This is a genomic window from Pseudomonas sp. SIMBA_067, from assembly GCF_046534675.1.
GTDB lineage: Bacteria > Pseudomonadota > Gammaproteobacteria > Pseudomonadales > Pseudomonadaceae > Aquipseudomonas > Aquipseudomonas putida.
Genome location: NZ_JAWRYH010000012.1, coordinates 110,670 through 123,504, shown reverse-complemented (window position 1 = coordinate 123,504; position 12,835 = coordinate 110,670). Strand labels below are relative to the sequence as shown.

Sequence of the window (12,835 nt, the reverse complement as noted above, 5' to 3'; positions counted from 1 at the left end):
CGTTTTTGGTTTTGCAGAACAACAATAACTGGGAGCCTGCCATGTCGGTCGATCCGCAAAAAATTCTCCGCGAGCTGTTCGACACAGCCATCGCTGCCGCCCACCCCCGCCAAGTCCTCGAACCCTACCTGCCCGCCGACCGTAGCGGCCGGGTCATCGTCATCGGCGCCGGCAAGGCCGCAGCCGCCATGGCCGAAGTGGTCGAAAAAAGCTGGCAGGGCGAAGTTTCCGGCCTGGTCGTGACCCGTTACGGCCACGGCGCCAACTGCCAGAAGATCGAAGTGGTCGAAGCCGCCCACCCGGTACCGGATGCCGCCGGCCTGGCCGTGGCCAAGCGCGTGCTGGAACTGGTCAGCAACCTCAATGAAGACGACCGCGTCATCTTCCTGCTGTCTGGCGGTGGTTCCGCCCTGCTGGCGCTGCCGGCCGAGGGCCTGACCCTGGCCGACAAGCAACATATCAACAAGGCACTGCTCAAGTCCGGCGCCACCATCGGCGAGATGAACTGCGTGCGCAAGCACCTCTCGGCGATCAAGGGCGGCCGCCTGGCCAAGGCCTGCTGGCCGGCCACGGTCTACACCTATGCCATTTCCGATGTGCCGGGCGACCTCGCCACCGTGATCGCCTCCGGCCCCACCGTGGCCGACCCGAGCACGTCGGCTGATGCCCTGGCCATTCTGAAACGCTACAACATCGAAGCGCCCAAAGCAGTCATCGACTGGCTGAACAACCCGGCCTCGGAAACCGTCAAGGCCGATGACCCGGCCCTGGCCCGCAGCCACTTCCAGCTGATCGCCAAACCCCAGCAGTCGCTCGAGGCCGCCGCAGTCAAAGCGCGACAGGCTGGTTTCAGCCCGCTGATTCTCGGCGACCTGGAAGGCGAGTCGCGCGAAGTGGCCAAGGTACACGCCGGTATTGCCCGGCAGATCGTCCAGCACGGCCAGCCATTGAAGGCACCCTGCGTGATCCTGTCCGGCGGCGAAACCACCGTGACCGTACGCGGCAATGGCCGTGGCGGGCGCAACGCCGAGTTCCTGCTCAGCCTCACTGAAAGCCTGAAAGGCCTGCCGGGCGTATACGCGCTGGCCGGCGACACCGACGGCATCGACGGCTCGGAAGAAAACGCCGGTGCCTTCATGACCCCGGGCAGCTACGCCCGTGCCGAGGCCCTGGGCCTGTCGGCCAGCGACGAGCTGGACAACAACAACGGCTATGGCTATTTCGCCGCGCTGGATGCGCTGATCGTCACCGAGCCGACCCGCACCAACGTCAACGACTTCCGCGCCATCCTGATCCTCGAGACTGCCCAACCATGACGCCTGATAAAAAAGTAAAGATCCTCGCCACCCTCGGCCCTGCGATCAACGGCATCGACGACATCCGCCAGCTGGTCGAAGCCGGGGTGAACATCTTCCGCCTCAACTTCAGCCACGGCGAACACGCTGACCACGCCCTGCGCTACCAGTGGATCCGCGAAGTGGAGCAGCAACTGAACTACCCGCTGGGCATTCTCATGGACCTGCAAGGGCCGAAGCTGCGCGTGGGCCGCTTTGCCGAAGGCAAGGTGCAGTTGCAACGCGGCCAGGCGCTGCGCCTGGACCTGGACAAGACCCCGGGCGACAGCCGCCGGGTCAACCTGCCACACCCTGAAATCATCGCAGCCCTCGAGCCCGGCATGGACCTGCTGCTGGACGATGGCAAGCTGCGCCTGCGCGTCACCGCCAAGCACAACGACGCCATCGACACAGAAGTGCTGAACGGTGGCGAGCTTTCCGACCGCAAGGGTGTCAACGTACCGCAAGCGGTACTCGACCTCTCCCCGCTCACCGAAAAAGATCGCCGCGACCTGGCCTTTGGCCTGGAACTGGGCGTGGACTGGGTGGCCCTGTCGTTTGTACAGCGCCCTGAGGACATCGTCGAAGCGCGCCAGCTGATTGGCGATCGCGCCTACCTGATGGCCAAGATCGAGAAACCCTCGGCGGTCGAACAACTGCAAGCCATTGCCGAACTGGCAGACGCGATCATGGTGGCGCGTGGTGACCTCGGCGTGGAAGTGCCGGCCGAAAGCGTGCCGCAAATCCAGAAGCGCATCATCAACACCTGCCGCCAGCTGGGCAAACCGGTGGTGGTTGCCACGCAGATGCTCGAGTCGATGCGCTTCTCGCCGGCGCCGACCCGTGCCGAAGTCACTGACGTGGCCAACGCCGTGGCCGAAGGTGCCGACGCGGTCATGTTGTCGGCCGAGACTGCCTCGGGTGACTACCCGCTGGAAGCCGTGCAGATGATGAGCAAGATCATCCGCCAGGTGGAAAACGGCCCTGACTACCAGGCCCAGCTCGACGTTGGCCGGCCGAAGGCCGAGGCCACCGTGTCGGACGCCATCAGCTGCGCCATCCGCCGCATCAGCGGCATCCTGCCGGTGGCGGTGCTGGTCAACTACAGCGAGTCGGGCGCCTCGACCCTGCGCGCTGCACGCGAGCGGCCACGGGCACCGATCCTCAACCTGACGCCGAACCTGAACACCGCGCGCCGCCTGAGCGTGGCCTGGGGCGTGCATTCGGTGGTCAACGACCGCCTGCGCCAGGTGGACGAGGTGGTTTCCACCGCCCTGGAGATTGCCCAGGCGCAAGGCATGGCCAGCCGTGGCGACACGCTGCTGATCACCGCCGGTGTGCCTTTCGGCAAACCAGGGTCGACTAACACGCTGCGGATCGAGACTTTGATCTGAGATTGCCGGGGGCGCTTTGCGCCCCATTCGCAGCACAAGGCTGCTCCTACAGGGACCGCGTAGCCTGAGAAGCTCGCGATTCCTTTGTAGGAGCAGCCTTGTGCTGCGAATGGAGGGCGCAGCCCTCCCCGTACACCGATCTACCTGCACTGCGGAAAACCGAGGCCCAAAGAGGCCCACCGCTCCCCCATCAACCTCACTGACTGCCCCATGTACACCAAAAATTTCGTCAACCCGTGCCCTGACTGGGCCACGGCGTTACTCAACGGCTTCAGCCAGGTGCTGCTGCTGCGCAACCCCCTGTGCGGCCTGTGCTGCCTGCTGGCCATTCTGCTGACCGCGCCCAACCTGGTCGGCGGCGCCCTGCTCGGCGCCCTGGCCGGCCTGCTCACCGCCCAGGCCCGTGGCTACGACCGCACCGACCGCCAAGCCGGGCTGTACTGCTACAACGGCGTGCTGATCGGCATCCTGATCAGCGCCGTGCTGCCCTGGTCGGTCATATTGCCCCCCCTGATCATCGCCGCCGGCGGCCTGTCCAGCATCATCACCCACCAGTGGCGCAAGCGCGGCGGCAAGTTGCTGGTCGCCTACACCGCGCCATTCGTGCTGCTGGGCTGGGGCACCCTGCTAGTCGTCAGCCCCTCGCCCAGCGGCTTCGTCGAAGCCGACCCGCTGTACGCATTGGCCCGCGGCGTGGGCCAGATCTTCCTGCTCGACCAGCCTCTGGCCGGCTTGCTGATCATCCTCGGCATGTTCATCGCCAACCCCTATGCCGCTATGTGGGCGGTGATCGGCTCGGCCATCGGTGGAGGCGTGGCGTTGATTGCCGACCAAGCGCAGGCAGCATGGCTGGGTTTGTATGGTTTCAACGCCGCGCTGGCGGCAGTGGCCTTCAGCAGGCAAGGTGAAAAACCCTGGGTGACGCTGCTGGCCATCGCCCTGGCCCTGTTGCTGCAACCGCTGTTCAAGCTGCTGCCCGTGCCGGGCCTGACCGCGCCCTTCGTCGCCGCCTGCTGGCTGATGCACCTGGGCAGCCACCTGGCTCAGCCCAGGCAGCGCAACGCCAGCCGCTTGCACAGCTGAAATGCAACCCCTAGGCTCAGCCCATCGCTTTTTTGGAATGAGCCAATGAATAATCCTGCGAGCCTGCGCGAGCGGCTCTTCGTCATCGTCTTCCAGTCCGATACCGTGGCAGGAAGACGCTTCGACAAAATCCTCCTGCTGATAATCCTGGCCAGCTTGGTCACCGTCATCCTCGACAGCATCGACGAAGTGCACCAAGGCTACGCCGGCCTGCTGGCCGGCATCGAGTGGGGCTTTACCGCGATATTCCTGGCCGAGTACATCACCCGCCTGTACTGCTCGCCGAAGCCCTTGCGCTACGCCTTCAGCTTCTACGGCCTGGTCGACTTGCTGGCGATTGTGCCGGGGATCATCGCCCTGTACTACAGCGACGCCCAGTACCTGCTGATCATCCGGGTGATACGGATGCTGCGGATCTTCCGCGTGCTCAAGCTCAGCCCCTATCTCAAGCAGGCTCACTACCTGATGGAGGCGCTGCGCGGTAGCAAGCAGAAGATCATCGTGTTCCTGGTGACGGTATCGACCCTGGTGACGGTGTTCGGCACGCTGATGTACGTGATCGAAGGGCCGGAGCACGGCTTTACCAGCATCCCCAAAGGCATCTACTGGGCCATCGTTACCCTGACCACGGTGGGCTTTGGCGACATCGTGCCAAAGACGCCGCTTGGGCAGGTGCTGTCGTCGCTGGTGATGATTACCGGTTACTCGATCATTGCCGTGCCGACCGGCATCTTTACCGCCGAACTGGCCAATGCCATGCGCGGGGAGCAGTTGCAGCATGATTGCCCGACGTGTCACAAAAAGACGCATGAGCATGGCGCGGCGTTCTGTTCGCGCTGTGGAAATGGGTTGTTTCCCAAGCAATGATGCTGCCTGTGCCGGCCCTTTCGCGGGTGAACCCGCTCCCACAGGATCACCACAGGCCTTGGCAGTGCGCGGTCCCTGTGGGAGCGGGTTTACCCGCGAAAGGGCCAGCACAGGCGACGGCATAACCAAAGTCATTTTTGTTCTTTAACCGCCACAAACCCACCCGCTATAGTCGCAGGCAAAATGCCAACACCTCGATAACAAGGAAGCAACGTGAAAAAACTCTTCACCGCCTCGCTGCTCGCCGCAGGCCTGGCCCTGGGCAACCTCGCCCAGGCCGCCCCTACCCTGCTGAACGTTTCCTACGACGTGATGCGCGACTTCTACAAGGACTACAACCCGGCCTTCCAGAAGCACTGGGAAGCCGAGCACAAAGAGAAGGTCAACGTGCAGATGTCCTTCGGCGGTTCGAGCAAACAGGCGCGTGCAGTGATCGATGGCCTGCCGGCCGATGTCATCACCATGAACATGGCCACCGACATCAACGCCCTGGTCGACAATGGCAAGCTGGTGCCGGACAACTGGGTAACCCGCCTGCCGAACAACAGCGCGCCGTTCACCTCGGCCACTGTGTTCATCGTGCGCAAGGGCAACCCGAAAGCCCTGAAAGACTGGCCCGACCTGCTCAAGGACGGCGTGCAAGTGATCGTGCCCAACCCGAAAACGTCGGGTAACGGGCGCTACACGTACCTGTCGGCCTGGGGCTATGTGCTCAAGCAAGGCGGTGACGAGACCAAGGCCCGCGATTTCGTCGGCAAGCTGTTCAAGCAGGCCCCGGTGCTGGACACCGGTGGCCGTGCCGCCACCACCACCTTCATGACCAACCAGATTGGTGATGTGCTGGTCACCTTCGAGAACGAAGCCGAGATGATCGCCCGCGAGTTCGGCCGCGACCAGTTCGAAGTGGTTTACCCAAGCGTGTCGGCCGAAGCCGAACCCCCTGTCAGCGTGGTCGACAAGGTCGTGGCGAAGAAAGGTACCCAGGCTGTGGCCGAGGAATACCTGAAGTACCTGTGGTCCCCAGAAGCTCAGGAGATCGCCGCCAACAACTACCTGCGCCCGCGTGATGCAGCAGTACTGGCCAAGTACACTGACCGCTTCCCGAAAGTGGACTTCCTGTCAGTGGAGAAAACCTTTGGTGACTGGCGCACCGTGCAGAAGACCCACTTCAACGATGGTGGGGTGTTTGACCAGATCTATACCGGTCAGTAACTGATGCAGGCAGGTACTGCACAATCCATTAGGCGTGTGCAGTACCTGTGGGAGCTGGCTTGCCGGCGATAGCGCCAGTGGTTTTGACACACCTCTTCGAACTTTCTCCATCAACCTGCAATCAGTTCCTTGAGTAACCCTGCCCGCTCACCCCGGCCCAAGGAGTACTCCAGTGCTGCGTTTTCTCTCTACCCTGCTGCTCGGCTGCCTGCTGAGCACCCACCTGTTGGCCGCTGACCCCACCCCTACTGAAGAACAACCCGCCGAACCCGAACCGGTATTGCAAGGCGGACTGCTTGGGGCCCTGGCCGACGGCCTGGACAGCGCCGCCCAGGAGCTCGACCTCGATGCCCATCTGGTCGATGCCTGGCGCCTGCGCACCGACCGCGCCGCCAAGGAAGTCGAGCGCCTGGTCGACCGGCACTCGTCCGACGATTCGCTGCAACTGGTCGGCAACTTCCTCCTGCTCACCCTGACCTGGGCCGCCAGCTTCGCGGCACTCACCAGCCTCGGCCGCTGGGTCGCCAAGCGCACTTCCGGCACGCCCTGGCTACGCGTACGCAAACGCGCCAGCAGCCTGCTCGGTTACCTGCTGCCCTATACCCTGCCGGCCCTGGCCAGCTTGCCGCTGACGCTGTACGCCAGCCGCTTTCTCGACCCGTCAGTGGCCCGCGCCCTGGGCCTGAGCCTGGCTTACGCCACCAGCAGCGGCCTGTTCTCGACTTCGATCATCCTCTGCCTGGTGACCCTGTTCGATGCCGGGCACAAACGCGACGCCGTGGCGGTCATCAAACGCCTGGCCCCCCGTCCGCTGTTCATGATCGGCTTCCTCGCGGCCTGGAGCGACGCCCTGACCAGCCCACAGATCGCCCGCCAGCTGGGCGGCAACATCACCGCCAGCATCGCGGTGGCCACCGGCCTGATTGCCACCTTCATCTTCGCCAGCCTGGTGATCCGCCTGCGCCGCCCGGTGGCGCACCTGATCCGCAACCGCGCCTTCAAGGACCGCGTGCAGCATCGCGCCGTGCAGGAGACCCTGCGGATCTTTTCGGTGCTGTGGTATCTGCCGATCCTGCTGATGATCCTGGTGTCGGCCATTCACCTGATCGGCGCCGGCGAAGAAAGCCAGAAGGCCCTGCAGAAAGCCTTGCTGACCACTGTACTGCTGGTCTGTACCGTGTTCCTCAGCACCTTGCTGCAACACTTGCTGGCCCAGCGCGAAACCGACCCGGCACAGCGGGTACGCCCTTACAAGGAGCTGCTGCGTAGCCTCGCCCATGCGCTACTGCGCATCGCCATGGCGGTGACGTTCATCGAACTGCTGGGGCGCATCTGGGGCTTCTCGGTGGTCGATTTCGCCCTGAGCAACAGCCTGGGCCAGGCGATCAGCAATTCGCTGTCGAGCATTGGCCTGATCCTGCTGGTCACCTGGCTGCTGTGGGTGGTACTCGACACGGCCATCCAGGAAGCACTCAAGCCACCCGTGGGCCGCCGCAGCGCACGCCAGCCGAGCACCCGGGTACGGACCATCCTGCCGATGCTGCGCAATGCGATCAAAGTGATCCTGATCGTCATCTGCACCATCACCACCATGGCCAACCTGGGCATCAACGTCGCGCCACTGCTGGCCGGTGCCGGAGTGATCGGCCTGGCCATCGGCTTTGGCTCGCAGCAACTGGTGCAGGATGTGATTACCGGGCTGTTCATCCTGATCGAGGACACCATTTCAATCGGCGACTGGGTGGTGCTTGATTCCGGCCATGCCGGTACCGTCGAAAGCCTGACGATCCGTACCTTGCGCCTGCGCGATGGCAAAGGCTTTGTGCACTCGGTGCCGTTCGGCCAGATCAAGGCGGTTACCAACCAGTCGCGGCAGTTCGCCTATGCGTTCTTCTCGGTGCAGTTCACCTACGACAGTGATGTGGATGCGTCACTGGCGCTGATCCATGAGGTGGGCAAGTCGATCAGCGAAGACCCGCTGCTGCGCATCAACCTGCAAGGGCCGCTGCAAGTGTTCGGGGTGGACCGCATGGACTTGAACGGGTTTGTGCTGACGGCGCAGTTCCGCACCATCTCCGGCGGGCAATATGCGGTGAGCCGAGCGTTCAACGAGCGGCTGAAGAAGCGGGTGGACCAGACCGACAACGTGAGTTTTGCCCAGGTGTACCCGCTGCCGCTGCAGGCCCTGGGGGCTTGATGCTGTCAGCACCGGCCCTATCGCCGGCAAGCCAGCTCCCACAGGCCCCCACAACATTCAGGGTTGTGCTGAGCCCTGTGGGAGCTGGCTTGCCGGCGATAAGGCCGGTACTGGCAACCTCAGGTCTGACGGAATACCAAGGCCTTCAGCCCCCCGGCCGGGTCCACATCCGGAAACTCCGGCGGGTTCTCCAGCCGCTCGACAAACGCCAACGACGGCGCCTGCTCAGCCATCCCCTCGATCAGAAACTCCGGCCCGACACCCGGGTCGTTGACACAGGCCAGCACCGTCCCACCCGCGCTCAGCAACTCCGGCAAACGCCGCAGGATCTTCGCGTAATCCTGGGTCAGCACAAAGCTGCCACGCTGGAAGGTCGGCGGGTCGATGATGATCAGGTCGTAAGGCCCGTACTTGCGCACCTTGCCCCATGACTTGAACAGCTCATGCCCCAGGTAGGCCACACGCGATGCATCGTGGCCATTCAGGCGATGGTTATCGCGCCCGCGGGACAACGCCGATTTGGCCATGTCCAGGTTCACCACCTGCTCGGCGCCTCCGGCAATCGCTGCCACCGAGAAGCCGCAGGTGTAGGCGAACAGGTTCAGCACGCGCTTGCCCGCCGCCTGCTCGCGCACCCAGCGCCGGCCGTAGCGCATGTCGAGAAACAGGCCATTGTTCTGCCGCACGCCCAGGTCCAGCAGGTAAGTCAGGCCGTCTTCGACCACCTCGCGTTGCTGGCACGGCTCGCCCAGCAGCCACAGGCCCGGGCTGTCGGGCAAATAGCGGTGCTGGATGAGAATGGCCTGGCCGGCCCATTGCGGGGACTGGGCCAGGTTGCGCAGCATGGCTTCCAGTTCGGCCAGTTGGCCCTCGGGCAGCTCACGGAACAGGGCTACCGAGAGCACGCCTTGCAACCAGTCGACAGTGACCTGCTCCAGGCCTGCCCAGCAACGGCCACGGCCATGGAACAGGCGGCGGGTTTCCTGCGGGGCAGGGTCGAGGGCGGCGAGCAGGTGCTGCTCCAAGGTGTGAATCGGGGAAGTCATGGTGGGTCGCAGGCTGGCAAAAGCGGCATTCTACCTTGCCGGCCTCTTCGCGGGTAAACCCGCTCCCACAGGGACCCCACAGTATTCAGAGCTACGGTGATCCTGTGAGAGCGGGTTTACCCGCGAAGAGGCCCACAAGGTCACTTCAATTCTTGACTGCAAGCCGCGCCGGCCGGAACCACCACCCCTGCTGCATCCCCGCCGCTGCCAGCAGAATCAGCCCTACCCCCAGCCATTGCAGCGGCGCCAGCCGATGACCGAACGCCACCCAGTCCACCAGAATCGCCGCAATCGGGTAAATGAACGACAGCGCCCCGGTCAACGCCGTGGGCAAACGCTGGATGGCACTGTACAGCAGCACATACATGAGGCCGGTGTGGACCATGCCCAGCGTCAACAGGCTGGCCAGCGCTGGCGCTTCACCCGGCAATCCGCCGAGCTTGACCCACGGCGCCAGCAACAGCACACCCGTCGCTACCTGGATCAACGCGATCAGGTGAGGTGGGGTGCCTTTCAGCCGCTTGATGATCAACGCCGCAATGGCATACAAAAACGCCGCGCCCAGTGCCAGGCCAATGCCCAGCAAGTATTCCTCACCACCGCCCTGCCCCGCACCATGGGCGCTGACGATGGCCAACATGCCGAGGAACGCCACGCTAAGCCATGTAAGCTTGGCCAGTGTGATCTTTTCGCCCAGAAACAGCGCTGCCAGCCCCACCAGCATGAACGGCTGCACGTTGTACACCGCTGTCCCGATGGCGATCGACGCACGGGAATACGAGGCAAACAGCAGCAGCCAGTTGCCGACAATGGCCACGCCGCTGGCGATCGCCAACAGGAACGCCGTACGGCTGATGACTCCGGCCCGCAAAAAGCCGAAAGCGGCGCAAATCACCAGCAGGGTTACGGCGCCGAAAACGCAGCGCCAGAACACCACCTCGAGCACCGGCTGCCCCGACACCAGCACGAACCAGCCGATGGTCCCGGAAATCAGCATGGCGGCGACCATTTCCAGCGAGCCACGGCGCAATGAACTGTCCATCTCACACCTCCCATTGACGATGACAACAGTATGCAAAGGTTACAGCCTTGCCTTCCAGCGGATTACCAAGGCAGATTTGCAGCCTTGCCTTTACTATCAAGGCAAATAACGCGAATTACCTGACGAGGTGACCATGACCGATGCCATCGACCAACTGCTGATCAACGCACTGATGGAAGACTCGCGCCGCTCGCTCAAAGCCTTGGCGCAAGTCAGCGGGCTGTCCGCGCCCAGCGTCAGCGAGCGCCTGCGCCGACTGGAAGAGCGTGGGGTGCTGCGCGGTTACACCGTCGAGGTCGACCCGCGCGCCTTTGGTTACCAGTTACAGGCCATCGTGCGCATCCGCCCACTGCCGGGCCAGCTGCAGGAGGTAGAACGGCAGATCATTGCCATCCCCGAGTTCACCGAGTGCGACAAGGTCACCGGGGAGGACTGTTTCATTGCCCGGTTGCATGTGCGCTCGATGGAGCAACTGGACACCCTGCTCGACCGCATCAATGTGCTGGCCGAGACCAACACCGCCATCATCAAGAAAAGCCCGGTGAAGCGGCGATTGCCGCCAATGGAATGAATTCGCCTGTTCCGGCCTCTTCGCGGGTAAACCCGCTCCCACAGGCACTGCACCAGATTTGGGCTTGTGATGAACCCTGTGGGGGCGGGTTTACCCGCGAAGAGGCCAGCGCAGGAAAACCTGACTATTTTTTGTACACATAAATGTCACCATAAGTGCCATTTTTGTGTGCACTTTCATCAGAAACGCCCCATTGCGTTACACACTCCCCGCAACTAATTTTGACCATTCGATCAACTAAATAGTCGACAGAAAATTTAAACCTGTTCATTCGGTCAATTTATACCTCACTTATTTCATTAACTTATCTTTCAACAGGATAAGTTCGAAATGTCCATCTGGTAAAACTTGCTTTCCCTTGGCATGGAACTCGCTTTTGTGTGTTCGTGTTTTGTATACAACTTAAACAAAACATAAATACACAAGAACCCGCCGCGCCGGTCCAAAGCCGGCCGCCGCGCCCAGAACCCTGTGATGCCAAGCTGCACCGACGAGATGGCGAGCCCGTGCGCATGCCCGCTCATCGCAGTCAAAGTGCATCAGGAGCCCGCCGGAATGAGTAGCAGCCTCGACCTTGCCCCTGAACTATCCGTCGCCAGCACCCACCCCGCTTCCAGCCTCGTCGGCGATGCGCCAGAACTGGCCCTGAGCCCGCGCCTGCACAACCGCGACCTTGCCCCGACACGCACCGCAGGGCGGCGCTGGGGTGGCTATAGCATCTTCGCGTTGTGGACAAACGATGTGCACAATATTGCCAACTACTCGTTCGCCATGGGCTTGTTCGCCCTTGGCCTGGGTGGCTGGCAGATTTTGCTGTCGCTGGCCATTGGCGCGGCGCTGGTGTACTTCTTCATGAACCTGTCCGGCTACATGGGGCAGAAAACCGGGGTGCCGTTCCCGGTCATCAGCCGCATTGCCTTCGGCATCCATGGCGCACAGATACCGGCGCTGATCCGCGCAGTCATTGCCATCGCCTGGTTCGGCATCCAGACCTACCTGGCCTCAGTGGTGCTGCGCGTGCTGCTTACCGCCGTGTGGCCGCAAATGGCGGCCTACGACCACGACAGCATCCTCGGCCTGTCGAGCCTGGGCTGGGTGTGCTTCGTGTCAATCTGGCTGGTACAGCTGGTGATCCTGGCCTACGGCATGGAGATGGTGCGCCGCTACGAGGCCTTCGCCGGCCCGGTGATCCTGCTGACCGTGGCCGCCCTGGCAGTGTTCATGTACTTCAAGGCCGACGCGCGCATCGCCTGGTCGGTCGCCGAGCCACTGACCGGCATCGATATGTGGCGCAACATCTTCGCCGGCGGGGCATTGTGGCTGGCCATCTACGGCACCCTGGTGCTGAATTTCTGTGATTTCGCCCGCTCCTCGCCGTGCCGCAAGACCATCCGCGTCGGCAACTTCTGGGGCCTGCCGGTGAACATCCTGGTGTTTGCCGTGATCACCGTGGTGCTGTGCGGCGCGCAGTTCCAGATCAACGGCCAGATCATCGACAGCCCGACCCAGATCGTCGCCGCCATCCCCAGCACGTTGTTCCTGGTACTGGGCTGCGTAGCCTTCCTGATTGTCACCGTGGCGGTGAACATCATGGCCAACTTCGTCGCCCCGGCCTTTGTGCTCAGCAACCTGGCGCCACGCCACCTGAACTTCCGTCGCGCGGGGCTGATCAGCGCCACCCTGGCGGTGCTGATCCTGCCGTGGAACCTGTACAACAGCCCGCTGGTGATCGTGTACTTCCTGTCCGGCCTGGGCGCCCTGCTCGGCCCGCTGTACGGGGTGATCATGTCCGACTACTGGTTGCTGCGCAAAGGCTGCATCAACGTGCCAGAGCTATACACCGAGCACCCGACCGGTGCCTACCACTACAGCAAGGGCATCAACCTGCGCGCCGTGGCCGCCTTCGTGCCTGCTGCGTTGCTGGCCATCGTGCTGGCCCTGGTACCCAATTTCCACAGTGTGGCCCCGTTCTCCTGGCTGATCGGTGCCGGCATCGCCGCCGTCCTGTACCTGCTGATCGCACCACGCAACCGCCACTACCACGACGTCAGCGGCGAATGCATCGCCGTCGACCACAGCAGCCATTAAT

General features: G+C 63.0%; 10 protein-coding genes. 8 read left to right on the top strand and 2 right to left on the bottom strand.

Annotated elements, in window-relative coordinates:
• Nucleotides 1-41 precede the first annotated feature (41 nt).
• From SB765_RS23215 to SB765_RS23190, 6 genes are all read left to right on the top strand, one after another.
• Nucleotides 42-1,316, top strand: coding sequence for a glycerate kinase (locus SB765_RS23215; RefSeq protein WP_016498602.1), 1,275 nt, complete (start codon nucleotides 42-44; stop codon nucleotides 1,314-1,316).
• Nucleotides 1,313-2,728 carry a pyruvate kinase gene (pyk, locus tag SB765_RS23210; protein ID WP_016498601.1) on the top strand — a complete coding sequence of 472 codons (1,416 nt, stop codon included), beginning with the start codon at nucleotides 1,313-1,315 and terminating at the stop codon, nucleotides 2,726-2,728. The genes SB765_RS23215 and pyk overlap by 4 nt, the downstream gene beginning before the upstream one ends.
• Before the next feature lie 210 nt (nucleotides 2,729-2,938).
• The gene (locus SB765_RS23205) at nucleotides 2,939-3,811 is read left to right on the top strand and encodes an urea transporter (RefSeq protein WP_341796393.1); all 873 of its coding nucleotides are present in this window, start codon (nucleotides 2,939-2,941) and stop codon (nucleotides 3,809-3,811) included.
• Nucleotides 3,812-3,856: 45 nt separating this feature from the next.
• Entirely contained in the window at nucleotides 3,857-4,678 is an 822-nt protein-coding gene (locus SB765_RS23200) for an ion transporter (RefSeq protein WP_016498599.1), read from the top strand.
• Nucleotides 4,679-4,891: 213 nt separating this feature from the next.
• Nucleotides 4,892-5,890, top strand: coding sequence for a sulfate ABC transporter substrate-binding protein (locus tag SB765_RS23195; protein WP_019471468.1), 999 nt, complete (start codon nucleotides 4,892-4,894; stop codon nucleotides 5,888-5,890).
• Nucleotides 5,891-6,062: 172 nt separating this feature from the next.
• A complete protein-coding gene (locus tag SB765_RS23190; RefSeq protein ID WP_410932001.1) occupies nucleotides 6,063-8,087 on the top strand; it encodes a mechanosensitive ion channel family protein in 2,025 nt (674 codons plus the stop codon).
• A 119-nt stretch (nucleotides 8,088-8,206) separates the two neighbouring features.
• On the opposite strand, the gene SB765_RS23185 is transcribed toward SB765_RS23190, so the two are convergent.
• Together SB765_RS23185 and SB765_RS23180 are read right to left on the bottom strand one after the other, a co-directional pair.
• Complete coding sequence (locus tag SB765_RS23185) at nucleotides 8,207-9,133, bottom strand: class I SAM-dependent methyltransferase (RefSeq protein ID WP_410932000.1); 927 nt, start codon at nucleotides 9,131-9,133, stop codon at nucleotides 8,207-8,209.
• A gap of 145 nt (nucleotides 9,134-9,278) precedes the next feature.
• Entirely contained in the window at nucleotides 9,279-10,175 is an 897-nt protein-coding gene (locus SB765_RS23180) for a DMT family transporter (RefSeq protein WP_410931999.1), read from the bottom strand.
• Nucleotides 10,176-10,308: 133 nt separating this feature from the next.
• On the opposite strand from SB765_RS23180, the gene SB765_RS23175 reads away from it, so the two are divergent.
• Complete coding sequence (locus SB765_RS23175) at nucleotides 10,309-10,746, top strand: Lrp/AsnC family transcriptional regulator (protein ID WP_019473363.1); 438 nt, start codon at nucleotides 10,309-10,311, stop codon at nucleotides 10,744-10,746.
• A 555-nt stretch (nucleotides 10,747-11,301) separates the two neighbouring features.
• Nucleotides 11,302-12,834 carry an NCS1 family nucleobase:cation symporter-1 gene (locus tag SB765_RS23170; protein WP_410931998.1) on the top strand — a complete coding sequence of 511 codons (1,533 nt, stop codon included), beginning with the start codon at nucleotides 11,302-11,304 and terminating at the stop codon, nucleotides 12,832-12,834.
• Nucleotide 12,835: the final 1 nt, after the last annotated feature.

Bases quoted from the DNA above. Each gene is read 5' to 3' on its own strand.
- SB765_RS23170 (WP_410931998.1), top strand. From the start codon at position 11,302: ATGAGTAGCAGCCTCGACCTTGCCCCTGAACTATCCGTCGCCAGCACC.
- SB765_RS23180 (WP_410931999.1), bottom strand. From the start codon at position 10,175: ATGGACAGTTCATTGCGCCGTGGCTCGCTGGAAATGGTCGCCGCCATG.
- SB765_RS23200 (WP_016498599.1), top strand. From the start codon at position 3,857: ATGAATAATCCTGCGAGCCTGCGCGAGCGGCTCTTCGTCATCGTCTTC.
- SB765_RS23215 (WP_016498602.1), top strand. From the start codon at position 42: ATGTCGGTCGATCCGCAAAAAATTCTCCGCGAGCTGTTCGACACAGCC.
- SB765_RS23205 (WP_341796393.1), top strand. From the start codon at position 2,939: ATGTACACCAAAAATTTCGTCAACCCGTGCCCTGACTGGGCCACGGCG.
- pyk (WP_016498601.1), top strand. From the start codon at position 1,313: ATGACGCCTGATAAAAAAGTAAAGATCCTCGCCACCCTCGGCCCTGCG.
- SB765_RS23185 (WP_410932000.1), bottom strand. From the start codon at position 9,133: ATGACTTCCCCGATTCACACCTTGGAGCAGCACCTGCTCGCCGCCCTC.
- SB765_RS23175 (WP_019473363.1), top strand. From the start codon at position 10,309: ATGACCGATGCCATCGACCAACTGCTGATCAACGCACTGATGGAAGAC.